A 22,897-nucleotide genomic window follows, 5' to 3' on the forward strand; every position below is an offset into this window, starting at 1 on the left:
CCTCCTGCTGATCGCATGGATGCTAGACCTTGTCCACAGAATGCTGGTAACTCCAGTTGGGAATGACTACTGAGGGGAGCTTCTCACTACCGATCTGCTGTTGTTCGATCCAAGCCAGAAGGCCCTTCGCCGACGACCCGCAACAACTGCTATCTGCGAGCAAGCGGCTCGAGGAAAAACGCAACACTACACGGCACCTGATCAAGGGGGCCGGCGCTCAGGCAAGACGCCATACTGTTCGAAGAACAGGCTGATAGACAACGGCAAAGAAGAAGCCCCACATTTGCGGGGCTTCTTCATTTCAACGGAGCGATTGGACAACCGTCTATAGCGCCTGGATTACGGAACGTTCTCTACAAGTGTCCCCAGATCAAAGCTCCTACTGTAAGAACTGCGACTACTGACAGTAATCGTATCCGATCGGAACTCACGGCCATCCCCACACTCGGCAACGAAGTAGTAGCGCCTGGCCTGTGGGCCAGCAACGACCATCATGGTCGTAGAAAAGTCAGCACTGACATCCCTTCTTGATGATCGCTCACCCGTCTGTGCGGAGACCATGCCAAGCTCGCATTGCTCTCCTGGATCTCCCGCCGATCCTGATATCGGCACCGATCCAGACACCCGAATGATCATGTCTCCGCCGAAAGTCGTGCATCCGGTCGCCGTTAGCGCCCCCACAACAATTGACATCACAATCCTCACTTTTCGCATTCCTCTGCTTTCTTCAGGCATTCTTTGAGCGCCTCAGCATGGCTGTTGGCAAATGAATCGGCAGCATCCTCGAAGCGGTTCCCATCGGCCGATCCATTTCGCATGAACTCTGCTGCATAAGCCGTGCGAGACAATTCACCCGTATTCCACTGCCGCAGCACATGATAGTACTCGTGCAGAACCAAATTGTGATCGGCAAAAAAATCATCGACCGACAAAGAAGGCGGGAGGCGAATTGAGTTTCTTCGCGTTGTCACGAAGTCGTTATTAACTACAGTCTTATTCCTTACATTAACACCTGAAACAGACTGACCAAATATCTGTGACAAACAATCAGCCATAGCGCCTGATACAGGTGCCAAGCCCAACGGATCAATCAGGCTTACAGGATTCCCACCCACATAGCCATACGTATTCAACCCACCAGCTAACCCAATCGGATCCGACTGCGTATACCGCCCGAGCCGCGCATCGTAGTACCGGTTGACGTTGTACCAGAGCCCCGTTTCTTGATCGTAGTACTGCCCCGGGAAGCCGACGTTCAGGCCACCGATACCGTCCAGCGTTACGGTGCGATCAAACGCGTAGTTGCTGGCACGCCACACCACCGCCTTGGCACTGTTGGTCATGATCTCGGGACGACCCAGATGGTCACCATGTACCCAATAAACCTGGCTGCCACGCGTAATGCCAACAAGCTCGCCACCGAACCAAAGGTAGTTGGTCCAAAGATCGTTCTCGTCCCGGTGCTCACTCATCAGGCGACTGCCGGGGCCATACACATACCGATAGTGGCCGTGGCTCGGCGCAGCCTTCGAGACGCGTTCATTGAAGGCGTTGTACCCGTATCCAATGCTTTCCGTAGTACTGCCATTGAAATGCGATGCCGACGTCATGTTGAGGTATGTGCCGTATCCGTAGCTGGCGATGTACCGCCCATGGTCATGCGTCCAAGTAAGATTCCCCAAAGTGTCGTACTGGTACTCAATGGGCCTGCTTGGGGACGTACCGCTGACGTAGGACACTCGATTACTGCTTCCTTCAATCGAATATGCTCCAGCCCCAAAGGTTGAGCCTGAAGCCGAGGTACGATTTCCATTTGCATCGTACGCAAAACCTTGATTGCCGGCTCCGGAAGTCACGCCAGTAAGTCGAAAGATCGCATCGTAACCATAGCTTTGACTCAGAGTCGGACTCACTGAGTTGGTCAGCTGCGAAATCTGACTATCAGCGTCATACCCGTAAGCAATGCTCTGCAAGGCGGCGCCACCGTTGAGAACCGCATTGGCGGTCAGGCGACCATCTAAGTCACGCGGCCTATTCCGCTTCAGTCCATTGCCGAGCGTCGTCTCTACTGCTGGCCCGAACGGTCGATACTTGCTGTCCGAAACGATGAGCGACACATTGCCACCGATGTTCACCGTCATCGTCAGAGGCTTTCCGCTTGCGTATCCGTAGCCGACCGCTATGCCATTTGGATACGTGATGGCATTGAGCCTACCAACGGCGTCGTAGTAGTAATGGGTCCAATAGTCGCTCTGTACGCCGAACGCGGTAGTAAGTTCCCTACGGACACTCAATCGACCATCAGGCTGATAGGCGAAATGAACGGTGCTGCCATTTGCCTCAACGTTGCAGAGCCGACCCTTACCATTCGTGCACCAGTCGTAGCCAAAGCCACGCCCTTCTCCTGCATTGCCGTACCACGTTACTCGACCGAACCCATCGTAGCTGTAAGAAATTGCGCTTCCATTGTTGCGGGTTACGGTGGCTAGCTGACCGTAGGCGTTGTACTGATATGTGGTTGAGCCTGTATCCGGACTGTACTGGGCCCATAGCTGACCAAATCCGTCATAGGCATAGGTCGTGATCTTTCCGCGCGGGTCGGTCACCTTGGTGAGCTGATCGCCCACGTCGTACTCAAAGTACGTAGTTTGGTTAAGCGGATCTTTCGACGAAATCACCCTTCCAAGTGCATCATAGGCGAGTACGGTGTTTCGCCCTTGCGAGTCTTTGACCGTTATTACGTTACCGTTGTAGTCATACGCCAGCCGCTGGTTGTACCCGTAGCTTCCGCGCCTAGCCCGTGGGCGACTCAGCTCGTCGTAATCAGCGTACAGAGCACGCTTAAGGACAGGCGCTTCAACCGTTTCTTCGTACCAAAACGGCTCCATGCATTGCTCAGGCGGCGCGCCGAGTGGCCCATGACACTCAAACATCAGTTGAGCCGTTGGCTCCACAGCCCAATCACTCACCGCTACGATGTCGCTTGCCGCATTGAATGCGTACTCTCGACGCTCCTGAGTTGCCCCGCCAGCAAGCACACCACTTGAATTCATGTACTGCACCGTTGGCCGGAGACCAAAGTCGTACTGATAGTTCATGGTCGTGCCATCGGGCCTGACGATGGAAGCAACCGTTCCATTGGCGTTGTAGTTGTAAGTGGTATCTGCAGGCGTACTTCCGTCCGGATAGGTTCGCTCCCTCACGATGTAGCTGCGAGCGTGATAAAAGTAGTCACGAAGTTCACCATTAGCACCGGTGATGCGCCCAGGCTGACCGAGACCGTTATGCAACGAGTATGACGTCTTGTGTCCGAGGCTGTTCTCTACGGATAGAAGATTCCCAAGACTGTCGTACTTGGTAATGGTGGCATCTGCAGAGCCAGCAAGAGGCCCGTCAATCGTTATGCTGGCGATCATCCCCGCAACACTTACACCACCGGATGTGCCGCCATACTCGGTGTAGCTGTAGTACGTCTCTCTAACCTGGTTCGGCACACCGATTGAGGACAGGTTTGTTACCGCGACACGCCACAATCTACCGCTACCAGCGTATGCATAGTCGGTTCGCGAGACGCCAAGCACGGTAACGCTCACTATGGCGTTTTCTGTGGGATGCCACTCGTACTGGGTAGTCCTCGCCAGCGGCGTACCGTAGGCCTCAATTTTCTGCGTCAGCTGACCTTTAGCGCTGTAGCTGAAGGCGGTGTTGACACCATTGAAATCCGACGTCATCGTCGGATATCCGTTTGCGTCATACTCAGTGAGCGTACTAGCCGCATCGCAATGAAGGCTTGCATGGCCAGACACTGTAATAGGCCGGCCATTCTTGTAAGTGTAGGTCGTCACCTTTCCCAAGGGATTGGTATGCACGGTTGTGAACAGCCCATTAGGACCAGAGCTGTATGAGAACGTGTGCTTCTCCAGTCCGTTGTGTTCGCTACTCGTGGCGTAGCCACTCGCGTTATAAGTGAACTTGGAATAGCGCACTCCATTGAACGATTTTCCCGTGAGCGCCGTAGGATCACCCGAGACTTCATAGTGATATGTGGTCGTCAATGCGGGGGTTGATGTCTGGGCTCGTGCTGCGAGGCGATGAAGGCCAGACCCGAACAGATTGGCGTTATATGAGTAGCCATAGTAGGTGCCCGCCGGATCCCTCACAGCGGTCAGCTGCCCACTCGTCCAGGTGAACTCGACGTAACGCCCAGATGTGTGCGTGACCCGGTAAGGATATGTGCCTCCCGTATAGGTGAACTTCCAACCGATGTTGTAACGATTATTTACCTCGCTGACGTACCCTGCCGATGAGTAGTACTCGCGATCATTGGTTTCGCCATAGAGTAGGAACGAGCCATCAGGCTGCTTTACGATCTTTGAGATGGGGCTCGGCTTGTCTTCATAGAAGACGCCATCACCGGTATTCAACACATATTTGATGGTGCGCCCGTCCGGCCGCCAAGCGTAGATGATGGTATTCGTCCCAATGCCACAAGCTCCTCCACCTGCGCGCGGATAGCAGCCGTTAATTGCTGTCGTACCGAAGGTAAGTTTGTAGTCGAAGTTGGAAATCCAGTGCTTTCCGAACAGCCCGACGCCCTTCCAGTAGTGGTTGTACGTCCTGGACAGGTAAAGGCCAGCCTCGCCTGCAGAGGAGAAATCAGTCTCGGGTTCGATCTTGTTGCCTGTGGCTGGAATGATGGGATTTCCCTCACCCTCATCACAATCGCCCTGCGCGTTACGGTTGTCGATAACTACCGTAGGTGTGGGAACGCGCACTACTCGGCCACCAATACCTCCTATCCCGCCTATTCCTGGAAAGGAGCCCCGGCCAGGACCCCGCACGCCGACGACGACGACGCGCTCTAGATCCGTAGCCGGCTTCTTATCTTCTTCGCGCGGCTTTGGCTTCTTAGCATCTACGTCAGAACTGAATGCCAAGAGCAGCGAAACAACAACGATACCTGTTGCTTGAAGCTTCCTGTTCACTGATTCGCTCCCTTCCGGCCCCTTGCAGGCCAGAGTCCATGCGTCCGCCACCCCGGCGGGACACCCCATGTCGGCGAAGCTACTCCTAGCTGATCCGCCCTGGGAAGTCAGGAACTGAGGTAAGCGTATGTACGTCGCTTCTGACTCCTATGGGGCGAGAAGCCTGTATGGAGTTCATCCACCCTGTACTCCACTTCGGCGCACTCGGGCTAGCGTTCTTAACACCGTTCTAGGACTTCCACTCCTGCTGGCGGACTGCGCAATTCCTGCATCGCGTTGAATGAGTAGCCGGCACCCCACTTGCCGCTAAACGCATTTACCAAAACCTGAACGCACTTGACGCCCGTCACATTCGGGCGGAGGATCGACTTGGGCACCTGAAGCGCGGACCGTATCGATGACGCGGAATCGAGAGGCATTGATGACCTTCGATTCTTCGCTTTGCAATCAACTGCACGTCAACTAGGAGGCGTTCACTGCTGTCGAGCCAAGTTGGGACGATCAAGCTATCTCGGTATCGGGCTTACCCCTGTGGCGATCGTGGTCTCGCTTCTCTGCCGCCGCATCTATCTCCTTCCAATGGTCTGAGTCTTGTGCGCGCGTCTTTCTCCCATGCTCCATAAACTCGCGCGCCAGTTCTAAGTCTTTGGCCAGATCACCATAGTCGCCAAGCGCAGAGGCGGGGCGGGTTGGCGGGTTCACGTAGTGCCAGAAGGCAGGCTCGTCGATCTTCCCGTGAGAAGAGTCGTAGAGTCCTAACGACATACCGATAATTCGCAGCCCCATGTTGCCGGACCTCAAGAGCAGCCGAGGCCCCAGCACGCCGAAGGCCGCAGAGAAGGGGCCAAGGAATACTGCACCTAAGGCTTCGTTCGAGCGTAGAAACGTGGCCTCAAGCTCTGCGGAGCGCTGCCACTCTGTTTGCGAGTGCCCGGTACTACTTCGAATCTCGGACTGTTGGCTCCCGCGCCCCAACGGATCAGCGTCCGAGCAGGTGCCTGCTCGCCCTTTAGGGATGACTAATGTGTCCGCGATGCTCGGATAGCCTTCTAAATGTTGTGAGGGTCTCTTCATGCGGATCACTGGCCAGCCTCCTCAAAGGCAGCGACAAGACGCTCGTCAGGGGCCATACGGGCATTAACCAGCACGCTAAATGTCACCATCAAGTCCGACAGGACCGTCTTCTTGCTAGCGCCGCCGGGTACCTTAGGTGCCAACGCAGACAGTTGGGACCGAGGAAGAGTGGACGAGCCGACACGGACTTCGATCGGGACGCTTAGTTCCCAAACACCTACGGGCGAGCAGTTTGCTAGTGAGCTACCCAGATTCTGGCGAGAATCGAGTAAAGGCGTACCGGTACTCCATGTCGACACATCCCACATCCAAAGCTCTACTGGCTGCCAAGACTTTTCGGGTGGGGGAAGATCGTCTAAGAAGATGTTCTGTCTCGGTGGTATCAACAAGATGTCGGACAACAAGCGAGGTCTAGCTACATTGACAAGATCATCTGCCAGACGATGTACGTTTATGTTGCCTTGCTTGGTCTGGTCAGTGGGCTGAGCTGACGCTTCTGACGCCAGCGCCTTCACCTCAGACCAGTTGTCTTCTAGCAACCACGCTGCACTGATATCTTGCAGCACCATCATGGTCTCCGTCGCAACCCCTATGTCAACGAGCGAGCCGGGATAGAATCCAAAGCGGAATCTAATCGTCTTGTCCATCCCGAGTTCGGATTTGAAATCAGCACCCGCATCCGGTGCGCTATTACTCACCAGAATCGTCTTCGTAATGATCCGCTCGTAGGGTTTTGCCCGATCCACGATGTCCATCGCGATACGCATCCACTTAACCATCGCGAGAACGTGATTCTTGGTGGTGGCAGGTTTGGGAAGCTTGGGAAGCTTTGCGTAATAGAAGATCGACATGCCTTTACGGATAGCGTCCAGGCGCTCATAGCAAGCGCGCACGTTCTCTTTGTACATGTAGCGGTGCAGCTTGACGCGCTGCCCGTAGTTCAAGGCGCTGCCATCCTTGCCATGAAGAACAAGTTTATTCCTCAAGGACGCTTCTATCTCGGCCGTTCGCTGATTCAAGGCTGTCTCGGCGGGGTCCATCGCGGCAGGTTCGTTTCCCTTTCCCTGGCTAGCGAAGTAGCGGATGCGTTGACGTTCGATCTCAGCGTTGAAACCGTTGGTCTTCAGCGCATGCTCAATGTCGAGGGCGCTGAGAATAGCCGTGGTCTCTAGGGAATGTATGCTCTGCCTTTGCACAAGGCAGACCTCCAGAAGCCGTGACGCTGAGTCCAACTGCTCATAAAGCGTATTGGGGGTGTGGTTACCGACTCTTGGTGGTTCCGAGATCAGGAATTCGCGCGTTTCCTCGTCCAACGTGGACTCAAGGATCGGCTGGAGCCAGCTATAGGTGTCAGGGTACGTGGATACTTGCTTGCGTAGGAAGACGATGCATGCCTCCTCATCTTCGCGGGCCGGCAGCCCCCCTAACTCAGCGACCAGATCGTTCACGTGCAATCTCCTTATGCCGTCGGTTGTAAGTGCGTTGATGGGATGTAACGCGGGTGACAGACGTGGGACGCATCTCCATCAAGACCCGCAACGGCCAAGGGGAGGTATTTCGGCCAGCTCCGAGCATCACTTTGTGCGGGCTCCGACGATAGGCTGCTAGTCCGGTACGGAAGTGTCAGTCGTAGAGTCTGCGGGTGAGTTGGCGCGGGTTTGCCCCCTCCCCCGTACGGAGTGTGTCCATCCTATCCTCCACTTCGGCTCGCTCGCGGCAGCGTTCCAAGCGCCGTTCTAGGACTTCCATGCCCCGTAATGCGGATCACCCGCATTGGGGTCAGTCCGGGGAGCGGCGCATCTGTGATGCGTCGTCCCTACAGTTGGATAAGTCCCCTGTCCCCTTACGGATCAAGCATTACCGTGCCCCACCAACGCCTCTGCCCGTCTTAGGTGACATCCCTTAAGCCGGGGCCGATGCATCCTGGTCCCGCAGGCGGGCTGAAGTCCGCTATCACCCCGTACTGGGATACGCCCCAAAGCGCACCAATCGCTCCTTGGCGCACCCCTGCACTTCCATCGACTCGGGCGCATCGAGCAAGACGGAACGACTCAGGTGTTCGCTGGTTGCGCTCTAACGGTCGCCTGCTGCTTTCGCCTCGCCCTGACATGCTGCGTTATCAGCGTACAACTGGTCGTAGCGGATGATCTTGTCGTCCGGCACCTTGTCGATATCGTCACCCATTGACGCGAGTTCCTTGGCGATGGCTTCGCATTGCTCGCGCAGGCCCTTGTCCATCTTCGGCTTTTGCTTGACGGGTTCGCCACCTACGTTACCGACCAAGACCGTGACACCACCACGATGCTGCGAGATCACGGACACGCGATAAGTGAACTGTCGTCCATCGCACCCCACGATGGTCCAGTGCTCCTCATCCCCCTCTTCGCCTTCGGCGCGTACCGAACCCAGCGGCTGCTTGTACTTGCAGTCCGGGTGCTGGAAGTCGTGCCACTGGGCCACGTCGCGCAGGACGTTGGGGATCTGGGCGTTCGGCACGGCAGTGTCACGGTACTCCTGAGCCGACGCGCACAGGGCTACACCTGTGCCAAGCGCCAGACCGACAGCGCACAAACCGAGCCTTGCAGTCGCAATCCAGAACATCGGCATTATCCCCAGCGTTCGTCAGCAGGGAGCGTAGTCAAGGATCGGGTATCTGCCAATGGGGCCTGACAGGCTTTACCCTTTCGGCCGACTCGTTCGTCCATCGTGGGCGAACCAAGCTTCAGGAGCCTATATGCAGTTGATCTACCTCGGTCTTTGCCTTCTTGGTGCTGCCCTGCCCTTGTCCAAGTTCATCCCATGGCTGTCTGCCAACGGGGTCAACGTGCCGCTGTTGCTGCAACAGGCAATAGCAACCCCGATATCAGCGTTCGCTTGGGCTGACGTGCTGGTGTCCGGGATCGCGGTACTGGTCTTCATCGCCGTAGAGGGCCGAAGGCTGACTATGCGCCGCCTATGGATTCCCGCACTGTGCATGCTGGTCGGCCCATCACTGGCATTGCCGGCATTCCTGCTGATGCGGGAACAGCACCTTGCTGTACCTGGGCCGCAATCCGTGCGATTGAACCAAGAGGGGGCGGATTCCGGATCCATCCAATCATCCGGGTAAGCCAGGACGGCGAAAACGTCGCTGTGAATCGCCTCATCTCCACTGGCCATCTCCACACCGTACATTCACGGCAATCACCGAGGTGACCACAAGTAAGGAGCGCATACGGACGAGTTCAAGGCCGAGGCAGCCACAACCAGGTGCTTCGGCAAGCAAAAGCGATTCAACGCGATGTGATGCGCCGGCTCAACTGACCAGTTGCAGCCGCAGTTCCTTCGGCAGGGCGAAGACCATGTTCTCCGGCTCGCCGTCGAGTTCGCTGATGCCGCCGGCGCCGAGGTCGCGCAGGCGCTGGATGACGCCGTCGATCAGCACGTCGGGCGCGGAAGCGCCGGCGGTGACGCCGACGCGCTGCTTGCCTTCGATCCAGCGCGGGTTGATCTCGTGCGCGCCGTCGATCAGGTACGACTCCACGCCATCGCGCTCGGCCAGTTCGCGCAGGCGGTTGGAGTTGGAGCTGTTCGGCGAACCGACCACCAGCACCAGGTCGCACTGCTTGGCGAGGTCGCGCACGGCGTCCTGACGGTTCTGCGTGGCATAGCAGATGTCGTCGTGCTTCGGACCGAGGATGGCGGGGAAGCGCACCTGCAAGGCCTGGATGATGCCGACAGTGTCGTCGACCGACAGTGTGGTCTGGGTGGTGTAGAACAGGTTCCCGGGCTGGCTCACGTCCAGCGTCGCCACGCCGTCGATATCTTCGACCAGGTAGATGTTCCCTACCCCGCCCTCGCGGCTCCACTGACCCATCGTGCCTTCCACTTCCGGATGGCCCGCGTGGCCGATTAGCACCACGTCGCGCCCTGCGCGGCAGTGGCGGGCCACTTCGAAATGCACCTTGGTGACCAGCGGACACGTGGCGTCGAATACCTTCAGCGCACGCCGTTCGGCTTCGTTGCGCACCGCCTTCGACACGCCATGCGCGCTGAAGATCACGGTGGCCCCGTCCGGCACTTCATCGAGTTCTTCCACGAACACCGCGCCCCGCTCCTTCAGGTCGTCGACCACGAAGCGGTTGTGCACGACTTCATGCCGCACGTAGATCGGCGCACCGAGCGTCTCGATGGCGCGCTTGACGATCTCGATGGCGCGGTCGACACCGGCGCAGAAACCACGGGGATTGGCGAGAAGGACGTCCATGGGAGCGATTTTACCGGAGGTGGGACGTCAGAGGGATGAATCAGCGACGGGCCGCCCTTGGCCGTCATCCCGGCGAAAGCCGGGACCCAGCGACGTGGTGCGGGAGACCGGCTGGAGCAGCAAAAGGCACTGGGTCCCGGCTTTCGCCGGGATGACGGCTTGCAAGGTTGGCGGTACGCCCGGGCGCGGTGATGGCATCGGATGTGGAACGGGGTGAGGGCAAACCGCCGCGATGCCTACGTAGGGCGGGCCTTGGCCCGCCGCTCGATGACGCACCGACACGGCGCGCCAAGGCCCGCCCTACGCGGCCTTCTTCTTGCCGTCGAACAGCCCGAACAACGCAATGCCGACGGCCCCGCCGACCACCGCGCAGTCGGCGATGTTGAACGCCGGCCAGTAGTGCTCCCGCCAGTGCCACTGGATGAAGTCGATCACGTGGCCGTGGATCTGCCGGTCGATGACGTTGCCGAGCGCGCCGCCGATCACCAACGCGTACGGCAGCGCCTGGCGCCAGTCGCTTCGCGCGGTACGCGACAGCCAGAAGCCCAACAGGCCGCTGATGCCGACGGCCAGCACCGTGAAGAACCACAACTGCCAACCGCCCGCGTCGGCCAGGAAGCTGAAGGCCGCGCCGGTGTTGTAGGTGCGGTACCAGTTCCAGAAGCCCTCGATCACCGGGATGGCGGTGTATTCCGGCAGCGACGCCAGCACCCAGGCCTTGGTCCACTGGTCCAGCACGATGACGATGACCGACAGCAGCAGCCAGATCAGCGCATTGGGTTTGGGGTGTTTGGTCATTGCATTCCCGTTGGAAAAACCTGTAGGAGGGGCTTTAGCCCCGATGCTTCCCGGTAAACGCGTCGGGGCTAAAGCCCCTCCTGCAAGAGAAGGTCAGAACCAGCGGCGATCCTCACCCGCGCCGTCGATATTCTCGACGCAACGGCCGCACAGTTCCGGATGCGCGGCATGCTGGCCGACATCGGCACGGTGGTGCCAGCAGCGCACGCACTTGGTCTTGGTGGTCGGCGTGGCGAGCACGAAGATCTCGTCGGCACTGACTTCGGACACCGTGACGTCGCCGCTGATGAAGAAGAAACGCAGTTCTTCGGCCAGCGGCTGCCACTTGGCCGCCGTGGCGGCATTCACCGACACGGCGATCTCGGCTTCCAGCGCGGCACCGATCAGGCCGTTGGCGCGCATCGGTTCCAGCACCTTGGCGACCTGCTCGCGCAGCGCCAGCAACTGATCGAAATCGGCGGCGTTGAGCGCGGCGCCTTCCGGCAGCGGCGCCAGGCCGTCGTACCACGTGGCGAACAGCACGTTGCCCGTGCGCTCGCCCGGCAAGTAGCCCCACATTTCATCCGCGGTGAAACTGAGCACCGGCGCGATCCAGCGCACGAACGCTTCGGCGATATGGAACATCGCGCTCTGCGCGCTGCGACGGCCGCGCGAGTCCTCGCGCATCGTGTACAAGCGGTCCTTGGTCACGTCCAGGTACAACGAACCGAGGTCGACGCTGCAGAAGTTCAGCAGCGCCTGCACGATCTCGGCGAAGTCGTACCGGTCGTAGGCCGCCTTGATCTTCTCCTGCACCTCGTAGGCGCGGTGCACGATCCAGCGGTCAAGCGCGACCATGTCGGCCGGCGCCAGCAGGTCGCGCACGGGGTCGAAACCGTTGAGGTTGCTGAGCAGGAAGCGCGCCGTGTTGCGCAACCGGCGGTAGGCATCGGCGTTGCGCTTCAGGATTTCCTGCGACAGCGACATTTCGTTGCTGTAGTCGGCGCTGGCGATCCACAGGCGCAGGATGTCCGCGCCCAGCGTCTTCATGATGTCCTGCGGCTCGATGCCGTTGCCCAGCGACTTCGACATCTTGCGGCCGTGCTCGTCCACCGTGAAGCCGTGGGTGAGGCACTGCCGGTACGGCGCGGCCTTGTCGATCGCCACGCCCGTCAGCAGCGACGACTGGAACCAGCCGCGATGCTGGTCGGAGCCTTCCAGGTAGAGGTCGGCCGGCTTGGGGATGCCGCGCTCCAGCAGCACGGCCTCGTGCGTCACGCCGGAATCGAACCAGACATCGAGGATGTCGGTGATCCTGTCGTAATCCTTCGCTTCGTCGCCCAGCAGTTCGGTGGCGTCCAGCGTGTACCAGACGTCCACGCCGCCCTGCTCCACGCGATCGGCGACGGCGCGCATCAGCTCGACGCTGCGCGGGTGCGGCTCGCCGGTTTCGCGGTGCACGAACAGCGCGATCGGCACGCCCCAGGTGCGTTGGCGGGAGATCGTCCAGTCTGGGCGGCCATCGACCATGCCGGCGATGCGGGCTTCGCCCCACTGCGGAAACCAGCCGACGTGCTTGATGGCCTCGAGCGCATCGGCGCGCAGGTGGGCCTGTTCCATCGAGATGAACCACTGCGGCGTGGCGCGGAACGCGATGGGCGTCTTGTGGCGCCAGCAGTGCGGGTAGCTGTGTTCGAGCTTGCTGAAAGCGAGCAGCGCGCCGCTCTGCTTCAGCACGTCGACGATGGTGTCGTTGGCCTTCCAGATGTGCAGGCCGGCCAGTTCGACGCCATGCGCGGCCGGCGTGGACGGCAGGTACACGCCACGGCCGTCGACCGGATTGAGCTGCGCCGCGGTGTACCTGTCGAGCAGGCCATACTGCTTGCTGACGACGTAGTCTTCCTGGCCATGGCCGGGCGCGGTGTGCACGGCGCCGGTACCGTCTTCGGCCGACACGTGGTCGCCGAGCAGTACAGGGATGTCGCGGGTGTCGTAGAACGGATGTGCGAACAGCGCGCCTTCCAGCGCACTGCCCTTCACCCGGCCGTGCACGACGAGGTCGGTGACGCCGTAGCGTTGCAGTGCGCGCGCGGCCAGCGCATCGGCCAGCACCAGCCAGCGACGCTTGCCGTCGTGCGCGGGGCCTTCGACCAGCGCGTACTCGAGGTCCGCACCGACCGAGATGGCCAGCGAGGCCGGCAGCGTCCACGGCGTGGTGGTCCAGATCGGCAGCGCGACCTCGACATCGGCCGGTACGTCGACACCGAACGCCTTCGCCACCACCTGCGCATCGCGCGCGGCGTAGGCGACGTCCACCGCCGGCGACACCTTGTCGGCGTATTCGATCTCCGCCTCGGCCAGCGCCGAGCCGCAATCGAAGCACCAGTGCACCGGCTTCACGCCACGCGTCAGGTGGCCGTTGGCGACGATCTTCGCCAGCGCGCGGATCTCGTTGGCTTCGAAGCGGAAGTCGAGCGTCTTGTACGGGTTGTCCCAGTCGCCGATCACGCCCAGGCGCTTGAAGTCCTTGCGCTGGATGTCGATCTGCGACTCGGCGTACTCGCGGCACTTCTGCCGGAACTCGACCGCGTCCAGCTTCACGCCGACCTTGCCGAACTTCTTCTCGATGGCGATCTCGATCGGCAGGCCGTGGCAGTCCCAGCCCGGGATGTACGGCGCATCGAAGCCGGCCAGGTACTTCGACTTGACGATGATGTCCTTGAGGATCTTGTTGACCGCGTGGCCCAGGTGGATCGCACCGTTTGCGTAAGGCGGGCCGTCGTGCAGCACGAACAGCGGGCGGCCTTTGGCGTTGTCGCGCAGCTGCGCGTACAGGCCCTGGCTTTCCCAGCGGGCCAGCGTGTCCGGCTCGCGCTTGGGCAGGTCGCCGCGCATCGGGAAATCCGTGGCGGGCAGATGGAGGGTCGCTTTGTAGTCCTGGCTCACGCCGTCGCTCGTCGTTGATGTTCGGAAAGGATCGCGCGCGCGTCGTCGGCGTCGCGGTGCATCTGCACGGTGAGGCTGGGCAGATCGGGGAATTTCAGTTCGTCGCGCAGCTTGGCGACGAATTCGACCTCGAGGTGGCGCCCGTAGAGGTCGCCGGCGAAGTCGAACAGGTGGGCTTCCAGCAGCGGCTCCACGCCATCCACGGTCGGCCGCGTGCCGAAGCTGGAGACCGACGGCCAGGGTCGGTCGCCGACGCCGTGCACCCAGGTGGCATAGATGCCGGACAGCGCGGGCGTCTTCGGGAAACGCAGGTTGGCGGTGGGAAAACCGAGCGTGCGGCCGAGCTGCTTGCCGCGCACGACGCGGCCACCGATGGTGTAGGGCCGGCCGAGCAGTCGCTCGACCGTGGCGAAGTCGCCGGCCTTCAGCGCTTCGCGGATGCGGGTGCTGGACACGCGCTCGCCCTGCGCATGCACGGGATCGATTTCGCTGGCCGTGAAGCCGAGTTCGCCACCCATCGCCTGCAGCAGCGCAAGGTCGCCGCCGCGGCGGTGACCGAAGCGGAACTCGGGGCCGATCCAGACTTCCTTCGCGCGCAGGCGACCTGCCAGCAGCGTGCGGGCGAAGTCCTCGGCGGTCATGGCGGAGAGCTTCGCGTCGAAGCGCAGCAGGCCGACATGGTCGGCGCCCAGATCGAGCAGACCTTGCACCTTGGCCCGCGCCAGGGTCAGGCGCGGCGGCGGGTTGCCCCTGGCGAAGAACTCGCGCGGCAGCGGTTCGAACGTGACCACCACGGCCGGCACGCCCAGCGCGCGGGCACGCGCGACGGCATGCCGCACCAGCGCACGGTGACCCAGGTGCAGGCCATCGAAGGCGCCGATGCAGACCACGCTACCGTGCGGGCACAGAGGCCCGCCATCGACGTCACGGAACAGCCTGCTCATGGATTCCTGTCGGGACGGATGCGCCAGGCGGCGGATCCGGAGTGATGCAAGACCTTGAAGTATAGCCGGCCCAGCCTTTCCTCAATGCCCACGCAGGTCACGCGGCCGGATGCCCTGCAGCCACAGCAGGCCGCCGTACAGCACGCCGCCGGCACCCACCATCACGGCCAGGCGCAGGCCACGCTCCCACCACGCCCATGCGGACCAGTCCGGCCACAGCAGCCGGAACGCCAGCACGGTCAACGTCATCGCCAGCGTGGCCACGCCGATCTGGCGCAGGAAGCGGCCCCAGCCAGGCTGCCGGCGATAGACGCCGGCCTTGCGCAGCAGCCAGGCCAGCTGCAGCGCGTTGACCCAGCCGGCCACGGCGATAGCCAGCGCGAGCAGCGCATGCGCACCGGGTATGGTGGCCAGTGCCTGCGTCCAGCTTCCGCCCGAGGCCTGCAGCGCCGCCTGTCCGGTCGGCGTGGCGTACAGCAGGCCGGCGAACAGGCCGACCGTGCACAGGGCATTGGTCAGCACGGCGACCACGGCCGCCTTCACCGGGGTGCGGGTGTCCTGGCGCGAATAGAACGCCGGCGCCAGCACCTTCACCAGCAGGAAGGCCGGCACGGCAGTGGACTGCGCGATCAGGCTCCAGCTGCTCATCCGCGCGTCCTCAACGGTAAAGCTGCGGTACTGGAACAGCGTCGCCATCAGCGGCTCGGCGCACAGGATCAGGCCGGCACAGGCCGGCAGGCCGATCAACAGGCAGAGCCGGAAGCCCCAGTCGAGCCCCTTCGAATAACCGTCGGGATCGGTCGCAGCATGCCGGCTGGACAGGTGCGGCAGGATCACCGTGCCGATCGCCACGCCGAACATGCCGAGCGGAAACTCCAGCAGGCGGTCGCTGTAATACAGCCAGGTGATGCTGCCGCTGATCAGGAACGAAGCGGCCATCGTGTTGAACAGCAGGTTGAACTGCACCACGGAGGATCCGAACAACGTCGGCACCATCAGCGTCAGGATCTTGCGGACACCGGCATGGGCGAAATCCAGCTTCGGGCGAGGCAGCAGGCCCAGCTTCGCCAGCGCCGGCAACTGGAAGCACAACTGCAGGATGCCGGCCGCGAACACACCCCACGCCAGCGCCTTGACCGACCCGCCCATCAACGGTGCCAGCCCCAATGCCGCAGCGATCATGGCCAGGTTCAACAGCACCGGCGAGAGCGCCGGGACGGCGAACCGCTGGTAGCTGTTGAGGATGCTGCCGACCAGGGAGGCCAACGAAATGAAGAGCGCATACGGGAAGGTGATGCGCAGCATTTCGACGAACAGATCATGCTTGTCGCTGCCGACCTCGAAACCGGGCGCGATGACCCGCGTCAGCCAGGGCGCGGCCAGCAGCACCACTGCCGTGACGACCAGCAGGGCTGCCAGCAAGGTGCCGGTGACCCGGTCGACCAGGTCCTTGACGGCATCCTGCCCGTGTTTTTCCTTGTATTCGGCCAGCACCGGCACGAAGGCCATCGAAAACGAGCCCTCGGCCGACAGCCGCCGCATGAAATTCGGGATACGGAACGCCGCGATGAAGACGTCCATGGCCGGGTTGGCGCCGAAAACGATGGCGTAGACCTGATCCCGGACCAGCCCGGACACCCGGGACAGGAAGGTCATGGAGCTGAAGATGGCGGTGGAACGCAGGAGGCGGTTGCCGCTCATTGCCCCCCCTTTGCCCGGGAACGACCCAGGTTGACGCAACCCATTGAATGCCCCATAATTTCCGGCTCAATTACCCGTCTTCCGTTCACCCCCTGAATTCTCTCAGGTATTCACCAGGAATCCCACCGTGGCCAATATCAAGTCCGCCAAGAAGCGCGCCAAGCAGACCGTCGTGCGCAATGCGCGCAACGCAGGTCAGCGTTCGATGCTGCGCACCGCCGTCAAGAAGGTCCTGAAGGCGCTCGACGCCAATGACGCCGCCGGCGCCCAGGCCGCGTTCGTTTCGGCCCAGCCGATCCTCGACCGCCTGAGCTCGCGCGGCCTGATCCACCGCAACAAGGCTGCCCGCCACAAGAGCCGCCTGAACGCCCGTATCAAGGCCCTGCAAGCGGCCTGATTCACGGCGGCACGCAACGCGAAGACACGGAAACCCGCTGAAAGGCGGGTTTCTTTTTGCCTGCCTGCAGGATGGATGCCGGAAACGGACTGTCGTCTTCGGCAGAAAAAACCCGCCTTCCGGCGGGTTTCTCGTCTCAGCCCTCGCGGGCAGCCTCTTCGGCATCTTCCTTCTGCCGATCGAAGAAGGCCATGACGTCCTTCATGATCGGCCAGGTGCCTTCGCGGGAAATGGCGGACACCTGGTACCACGGCTGCGTCCAGCCGAGGCTGGCGACGATCTCGTCCGCGCGCTCCTTGGCTTCGTCCTCGAACATCAGGTCGGCCTTGTTGAGCACCAGCCAGCGCGGCTTCTGCAGCAGCTCGGGGTCGTGCTTCTCAAGTTCGCGCTCGATGGCGCGGACCTGTTCGACCGGATCGATGCCGTCCACGCCGCCTTCCATCGGCGCCATGTCCACCAGGTGCAGCAGGATGCGCGTGCGCTGCAGGTGGCGCAGGAACGTCGCGCCCAGGCCGGCACCGTCGGCGGCACCCTCGATCAGGCCGGGGATGTCCGCGATCACGAAGCTGCGGTGCGCTTCCACGCTGACCACGCCCAGGTTCGGATACAGCGTGGTGAACGGGTAGTCGGCCACCTTCGGCGTCGCCGCCGACACCGCGCGGATGAAAGTGCTCTTGCCCGCGTTCGGGAAACCGAGCAGGCCAACGTCAGCCAGCAGCTTCAGCTCCAGCTTCAGCAGGCGCTCTTCACCCTCCTCGCCCGGTGTCGCCTTGCGCGGCGCACGGGTGATGGAGCTCTTGAAATGCATGTTGCCGAGGCCGCCCTTGCCGCCCTTGGCCACCAGCAGGCGGTCGCCGTGCTGCGTGAGGTCACCGATGACCTCATCGGTGCTGACGTTGGTCACCACCGTGCCGACCGGCACCGTGATGGTCAGGTCTTCGCCGGCCTTGCCGTACATCTGCCGGCCCATGCCGTTCTCGCCGCGCTGTGCGCGGAACTGCGTCTGGTGGCGGAAATCGACCAGCGTGTTGAGGTTCTCGTCGGCCTGCAGCCAGACGCTGCCACCGTTGCCGCCATCACCGCCGTCAGGACCGCCCAGCGGAATGAACTTCTCGCGGCGGAACCCCACGCAACCGTTGCCGCCATTGCCGGCGCCGACCTGGATTTCTGCTTCGTCTACGAGTTTCATGGAGGCGTGATTCGCGATGGGTGATTCGTGATTGGAAATGCCGTGAAGACCATATGGCTGCGTGCTGCTATCGGTGATTGGGGGCCGAAAGGCGAGGCGCCGAACGCGCTCGCGAATCACTCATTACCAATCACCAATTACGGCTTCACCAACGAAAAGCCCCGCACGCGGCGGGGCCCTTCGCTCGGCGTGTGGGGAAGCCTCAGGCTTCCGCGACCACGCTCACGGTACGACGCTTCTTGGCGCCCTTGACCGAGAACTCGACCTTGCCGTCGACCAGTGCGAACAGCGTGTGGTCGCGACCCAGGCCAACGCCCGGACCCGGATGGAACTGGGTGCCGCGCTGGCGGATGATGATGTTGCCCGCATCGATCGCCTGACCACCAAAGACCTTGACGCCCAGCATCTTCGGATTGGAGTCGCGGCCGTTGCGCGAGGAACCTACGCCCTTTTTATGTGCCATGACTGCTTCTCCTTACTTCGTGATGCCGGTGATTTCGATTTCGGTGTAGTGCTGCCGATGACCCTGGCGCTTCATGTGGTGCTTGCGGCGGCGGAACTTGATGATGCGCACCTTGTCGGCGCGGCCATGGCCGACGACCTTCGCGGTGACGCTGGCGCCCTTCAGGGCGTCGCCCAGGCTGATGGTTTCGCCATCGCCCAGCATCAGGATGTTGTCGAAGGTGATCTCGTTGCCGGCTTCGGCCTCGAGCTTCTCGACGCGGAGCGTCTCGCCCTTCATCACGCGGTATTGCTTACCGCCCGTGACTACGACTGCGTACATGTGGATTCCTTGGTTTCTGTAGTTATTTTCTGGAGCCTGCCCGCCATCGAGGGCGAACAGAAGCGGAATTGTAGTGGATTCATGGAGTTAGGGTCAACCCTACCCCTACTCGTCCCCGGGTCCGCAGCCTCCGCAGCCGACATTCCGGACAGGATTTGTCCGCATCGAAGCGCAGACTGATCCGGATGGTGCCCGTCGGCGGCGCCACTCGCCGGGGCGCTCCATTGTAAATCAATGACTTGAATCGATTCTCGTCGCGGCGTTCTCGGCCTTGCTCCGTTAGGGCGGTGCCCCGTCGATCGACATGACGCCCGACCGATGGCCCCCCATCGAGACTGACCGCCCACCCACCCGACCCCGCTGCTTCGCTGGCATTGGCGCCATTTGCCCCCACCTAGGCAGATCGCTACGCTTCCCTGTTCGCTTTCCGGATCCCCCACCCGATGGCCATGGACTTCATCCGCATCCGCGGAGCCCGTACCCACAACCTCAAGAACATCGATCTCGACCTGCCGCGCGACAAGCTGATCGTGATCACCGGCCTGTCCGGATCCGGCAAGTCGTCGCTGGCGTTTGACACCATCTACGCCGAAGGCCAGCGCCGCTACGTGGAATCGCTGTCGGCGTACGCGCGGCAGTTCCTGTCGGTGATGGAAAAGCCCGACGTCGACCACATCGAAGGCCTGTCACCGGCGATCTCGATCGAACAGAAATCCACCAGCCACAACCCGCGCTCGACCGTCGGCACCATCACCGAGATCTACGACTACCTGCGCCTGCTGTACGCCCGCGTCGGCCTGCCGCGCTGTCCGGATCACGGTTATCCGCTGGAAGCGCAGACGGTCAGCCAGATGGTCGACCAGGTGCTGGCGCTCGACGGCGAGCAACGCTACATGCTGCTGGCGCCGGTGATCCGCGAGCGCAAGGGCGAGCATGCGCAGGTGTTCGACCAGCTGCGCGCGCAGGGTTTCGTGCGCGTGCGCGTGGACGGCGAACTGTACGAGATCGACGCGGTGCCGCCGCTGGCGCTGCGCCAGAAGCACACCATCGAAGCGGTGATCGACCGCTTCCGTCCGCGCGAGGACCTCAAGCAGCGCCTCGCCGAAAGCTTCGAGACCGCGCTGAAGCTGGGCGACGGCATGGCCCAGGTGATGTCGCTGGACCAGCCGGAATCCGCACCGCTGCTGTTCTCATCGAAGTATTCCTGCCCGGTCTGCGATTACTCACTGCCGGAACTGGAACCGCGCCTGTTCTCGTTCAACTCGCCGGTCGGCGCCTGCCCGACGTGCGACGGCCTGGGCGTTGCGCAGTTCTTCGATCCGGCACGCGTCGTCGTGCATCCGGAACTGTCGCTGGCCGCCGGTGCCGTGCGCGGCTGGGATCGCCGCAACGCGTACTACTTCCAGCTGATCGCCTCGCTCGCCAAGCATTACCAGTTCGACACCGATGCGACATGGCAGTCGCTGCCCGAGAAAGTGCAGCAGGCCGTCCTGTATGGCAGCGGCGAGGAGGTGATCACCTTCACCTACCTCACCGAGTCGGGCGGCCGCACGCAGCGCAAGCATCGTTTCGAAGGCATCGTGCCGAACCTGGAGCGCCGCTATCGCGAAACCGAATCGCCCGCCGTGCGCGAGGAGCTGGCCAAGTACATCAGCGACCGTCCCTGCCCCGACTGCCAGGGCGCACGCCTCAACAAGTCCGCGCGCAACGTGTTCGTTGCCGACCGCCCGCTGCCGTCGCTGGTGGTGCTGCCGGTGGATGAAGCGCTGGCGTTCTTCCGCGGCCTCGACCTGCCCGGCTGGCGCGGCGAAATCGCGGCGAAGATCGTCAAGGAGATCGCCGAGCGGCTCGGCTTCCTGGTCGACGTCGGCCTCGACTACCTGACGCTGGAGCGCAAGGCCGACACCCTGTCCGGCGGCGAGGCGCAGCGCATCCGCCTGGCCTCGCAGATCGGTGCCGGCCTGGTCGGCGTAATGTACGTGCTCGACGAGCCGAGCATCGGCCTGCACCAGCGCGACAATGAGCGCCTGCTCGGCACGCTGACGCGCCTGCGCGATCTCGGCAACACGGTGATCGTGGTCGAACACGACGAAGACGCGATCCGACTGGCGGACTACGTGCTGGACATCGGCCCAGGCGCGGGCGTGCACGGCGGCGAGATCGTCGGCCAGGGCACGCTGCAGGACCTGCTGGAGGCGCCGCGTTCGCTGACCGGCCAGTACCTGTCAGGCAAGCGCCAGATCGAAGTGCCGAAAGCGCGCCACAAGGCCAACCCGAAGATGACGCTGCACCTTCGCGGCGCCACCGGCAACAACCTGAAGGACGTGGACCTGGACATCCCGTCCGGACTGTTCACCTGTATTACCGGCGTGTCGGGCTCCGGCAAGTCGACGCTGATCAACGACACGCTGTATTCGCTGGCCGCCAACGAGATCAACGGCGCGTCGCACAAGCCGGCACCGTATCGCGAAGTGACCGGCCTGGACCTGTTCGACAAGGTGGTGGACATCGACCAGTCGCCGATCGGCCGCACGCCGCGCTCCAATCCGGCGACCTACACCGGCCTGTTCACGCCGCTGCGCGAGCTGTTCGCGCAGGTGCCGGAGGCGCGCGCCCGCGGCTACTCGCCGGGCCGCTTCAGCTTCAACGTGCGCGGCGGCCGCTGCGAGGCCTGCCAGGGCGACGGCCTGATCAAGGTCGAGATGCACTTCCTGCCCGACGTGTACGTGCCCTGCGACGTCTGCCACGGCAAGCGCTACAACCGCGAGACGCTGGAGATCCTCTACAAGGGCTACAACATCAACGACGTGCTGGAGATGACGGTCGAGGATGCGCTGACCCTGTTCGAGCCGGTGCCATCGATCTCGCGCAAGCTGGAAACGCTGATGGACGTGGGCCTGAGCTACATCAAGCTGGGCCAGAGCGCGACCACGCTGTCCGGCGGCGAAGCGCAGCGCGTGAAGCTATCGAAGGAACTGTCGCGCCGCGACACCGGCCGTACGCTGTACATCCTCGACGAGCCGACCACCGGCCTGCACTTCCACGACATCGAGCACCTCCTCGCCGTGCTTCACAAGCTGCGCGACGAAGGCAACACCATCGTGGTGATCGAGCACAACCTGGACGTCATCAAGACCGCGGACTGGGTGGTCGACCTGGGGCCGGAAGGCGGTCACCGCGGCGGGCAGATCCTCGCGACGGGCACGCCCGAAGACATCGCGGCGAACGAGGGTTCGCACACGGGCCGCTTCCTTGCCAAGCTGCTGCCGAAGGCGAAGGCACCCAAGCCCACCAAACCCGCGGCCGTCGCCAAGCCCGACGTGCTGCCGCCGCGCAAGTCCGCCACCAAGACCGCCGCCAAGAAGACCTCCAAGACCACGAGCAAGAAGGCCGCACGATGAGCGACAGCCCGGACACCGACCGCAAGCTGCTGGCGAAGATCCCGATCAGCGTGCGCTGGCGCGACATGGACAGCATGGGCCACGTCAACAACGCCAAGTACATCTCGTATCTTGAAGAGGCGCGTGTGCGCTGGATGCTGACCGTGCCGGACGTGTCGATGACCGACCGCATCGCGCCGGTGGTGGCCGCCAACAACATCAACTACAAGCGCCCGCTGACGTGGCCGAACGATGTCGTGGTCGAGCTCTATGTCGACCGCCTCGGTACGAGCAGCGTCACCATCGGCCACCGCATCGTCTCGACCAAGGACGACAGCGTGCTGTATTCGGATGGCAACGTCGTGGTCGTGTGGATGGATACGCAGACGGGACACAGCGCGCCGCTGCCGGCGGCGATACGCGCGGTGTCGGAGTGACCGCAGAGAGCGTTGTGGGAGCGACGTAAGTCGCGAG

At 62.2% G+C, this 22,897-nt stretch carries 15 protein-coding genes; 4 read left to right on the forward strand and 11 right to left on the reverse strand.

The features are described 5' to 3' along the window. Nucleotides 1-701: 701 nt before the first annotated feature. From V7060_RS04690 to V7060_RS04700, 3 genes are all read right to left on the reverse strand, one after another. On the reverse strand, nt 702-4,985 hold the full coding sequence (locus V7060_RS04690; RefSeq protein ID WP_334178101.1) for an RHS repeat-associated core domain-containing protein: 4,284 nt from the start codon (nt 4,983-4,985) through the stop codon (nt 702-704). Between the two features lie 1,079 nt (nt 4,986-6,064). Then, on the reverse strand, nt 6,065-7,507 hold the full coding sequence (locus tag V7060_RS04695; RefSeq protein WP_334178102.1) for a hypothetical protein: 1,443 nt from the start codon (nt 7,505-7,507) through the stop codon (nt 6,065-6,067). Nucleotides 7,508-8,132: 625 nt separating this feature from the next. After that, nucleotides 8,133-8,660 carry a hypothetical protein gene (locus tag V7060_RS04700; RefSeq protein ID WP_334178103.1) on the reverse strand — a complete coding sequence of 176 codons (528 nt, stop codon included), beginning with the start codon at nt 8,658-8,660 and terminating at the stop codon, nt 8,133-8,135. Between the two features lie 133 nt (nt 8,661-8,793). Here V7060_RS04700 and V7060_RS04705 point away from each other — a divergent pair, with 133 nt between their 5' ends. Further along, nucleotides 8,794-9,168 carry a DUF2834 domain-containing protein gene (locus V7060_RS04705; protein WP_334178104.1) on the forward strand — a complete coding sequence of 125 codons (375 nt, stop codon included), beginning with the start codon at nt 8,794-8,796 and terminating at the stop codon, nt 9,166-9,168. A gap of 186 nt (nt 9,169-9,354) precedes the next feature. Here V7060_RS04705 and ispH read toward each other — a convergent pair whose 3' ends face one another. The 5 genes from ispH to murJ form a co-directional block, all read right to left on the reverse strand. Then, nucleotides 9,355-10,305: a 4-hydroxy-3-methylbut-2-enyl diphosphate reductase gene (ispH, locus tag V7060_RS04710; RefSeq protein ID WP_334178105.1), complete on the reverse strand. Its 951-nt coding sequence runs from the start codon at nt 10,303-10,305 to the stop codon at nt 9,355-9,357. Nucleotides 10,306-10,605: 300 nt separating this feature from the next. Next, nucleotides 10,606-11,103: a signal peptidase II gene (gene lspA, locus V7060_RS04715; protein ID WP_334178106.1), complete on the reverse strand. Its 498-nt coding sequence runs from the start codon at nt 11,101-11,103 to the stop codon at nt 10,606-10,608. Nucleotides 11,104-11,196: 93 nt separating this feature from the next. Next, the gene (gene ileS, locus V7060_RS04720; RefSeq protein ID WP_334178107.1) at nt 11,197-14,028 is read right to left on the reverse strand and encodes an isoleucine--tRNA ligase; all 2,832 of its coding nucleotides are present in this window, start codon (nt 14,026-14,028) and stop codon (nt 11,197-11,199) included. Then, nucleotides 14,025-14,972 (reverse strand): bifunctional riboflavin kinase/FAD synthetase, encoded by a 948-nt coding sequence (locus V7060_RS04725; protein WP_334178108.1) that lies wholly within the window; start codon nt 14,970-14,972, stop codon nt 14,025-14,027. Before V7060_RS04725 ends, ileS begins: the two co-directional genes overlap by 4 nt. 81 nt (nt 14,973-15,053) lie before the next feature. Continuing rightward, the gene (murJ, locus tag V7060_RS04730; RefSeq protein WP_334178109.1) at nt 15,054-16,673 is read right to left on the reverse strand and encodes a murein biosynthesis integral membrane protein MurJ; all 1,620 of its coding nucleotides are present in this window, start codon (nt 16,671-16,673) and stop codon (nt 15,054-15,056) included. A gap of 127 nt (nt 16,674-16,800) precedes the next feature. On the opposite strand from murJ, the gene rpsT reads away from it, so the two are divergent. Then, on the forward strand, nt 16,801-17,070 hold the full coding sequence (gene rpsT / locus V7060_RS04735) for a 30S ribosomal protein S20 (protein WP_055935648.1): 270 nt from the start codon (nt 16,801-16,803) through the stop codon (nt 17,068-17,070). Between the two features lie 136 nt (nt 17,071-17,206). Here the strand turns inward: rpsT and cgtA are convergent, their stop codons facing one another. The 3 genes from cgtA to rplU form a co-directional block, all read right to left on the reverse strand. Next, a complete protein-coding gene (gene cgtA / locus V7060_RS04740) occupies nt 17,207-18,259 on the reverse strand; it encodes an Obg family GTPase CgtA (protein ID WP_334178110.1) in 1,053 nt (350 codons plus the stop codon). A 202-nt stretch (nt 18,260-18,461) separates the two neighbouring features. Further along, entirely contained in the window at nt 18,462-18,722 is a 261-nt protein-coding gene (gene rpmA, locus V7060_RS04745) for a 50S ribosomal protein L27 (protein ID WP_062355042.1), read from the reverse strand. A 12-nt stretch (nt 18,723-18,734) separates the two neighbouring features. After that, nucleotides 18,735-19,043: a 50S ribosomal protein L21 gene (gene rplU, locus V7060_RS04750; protein ID WP_062355039.1), complete on the reverse strand. Its 309-nt coding sequence runs from the start codon at nt 19,041-19,043 to the stop codon at nt 18,735-18,737. A gap of 443 nt (nt 19,044-19,486) precedes the next feature. On the opposite strand from rplU, the gene uvrA reads away from it, so the two are divergent. Next, complete coding sequence (gene uvrA, locus V7060_RS04755; RefSeq protein WP_334178111.1) at nt 19,487-22,444, forward strand: excinuclease ABC subunit UvrA; 2,958 nt, start codon at nt 19,487-19,489, stop codon at nt 22,442-22,444. Further along, nucleotides 22,441-22,860: a thioesterase family protein gene (locus V7060_RS04760; RefSeq protein ID WP_334178112.1), complete on the forward strand. Its 420-nt coding sequence runs from the start codon at nt 22,441-22,443 to the stop codon at nt 22,858-22,860. Before uvrA ends, V7060_RS04760 begins: the two co-directional genes overlap by 4 nt. The last annotated feature ends 37 nt before the right edge of the window (nt 22,861-22,897 follow it).

This window comes from Pseudoxanthomonas sp. (assembly GCF_036845285.1).
Classification (GTDB): domain Bacteria; phylum Pseudomonadota; class Gammaproteobacteria; order Xanthomonadales; family Xanthomonadaceae; genus Pseudoxanthomonas_A.

What these genes read in the sequence shown, in the direction of transcription:
- V7060_RS04700 (WP_334178103.1), bottom strand. Translation starts at nt 8,660, where the DNA reads ATGTTCTGGATTGCGACTGCAAGGCTCGGTTTGTGCGCTGTCGGTCTG.
- V7060_RS04705 (WP_334178104.1), top strand. Translation starts at nt 8,794, where the DNA reads ATGCAGTTGATCTACCTCGGTCTTTGCCTTCTTGGTGCTGCCCTGCCC.
- ispH (WP_334178105.1), bottom strand. Translation starts at nt 10,305, where the DNA reads ATGGACGTCCTTCTCGCCAATCCCCGTGGTTTCTGCGCCGGTGTCGAC.
- lspA (WP_334178106.1), bottom strand. Translation starts at nt 11,103, where the DNA reads ATGACCAAACACCCCAAACCCAATGCGCTGATCTGGCTGCTGCTGTCG.
- V7060_RS04725 (WP_334178108.1), bottom strand. Translation starts at nt 14,972, where the DNA reads ATGAGCAGGCTGTTCCGTGACGTCGATGGCGGGCCTCTGTGCCCGCAC.
- murJ (WP_334178109.1), bottom strand. Translation starts at nt 16,673, where the DNA reads ATGAGCGGCAACCGCCTCCTGCGTTCCACCGCCATCTTCAGCTCCATG.
- cgtA (WP_334178110.1), bottom strand. Translation starts at nt 18,259, where the DNA reads ATGAAACTCGTAGACGAAGCAGAAATCCAGGTCGGCGCCGGCAATGGC.
- rpmA (WP_062355042.1), bottom strand. Translation starts at nt 18,722, where the DNA reads ATGGCACATAAAAAGGGCGTAGGTTCCTCGCGCAACGGCCGCGACTCC.
- rplU (WP_062355039.1), bottom strand. Translation starts at nt 19,043, where the DNA reads ATGTACGCAGTCGTAGTCACGGGCGGTAAGCAATACCGCGTGATGAAG.
- uvrA (WP_334178111.1), top strand. Translation starts at nt 19,487, where the DNA reads ATGGCCATGGACTTCATCCGCATCCGCGGAGCCCGTACCCACAACCTC.
- V7060_RS04760 (WP_334178112.1), top strand. Translation starts at nt 22,441, where the DNA reads ATGAGCGACAGCCCGGACACCGACCGCAAGCTGCTGGCGAAGATCCCG.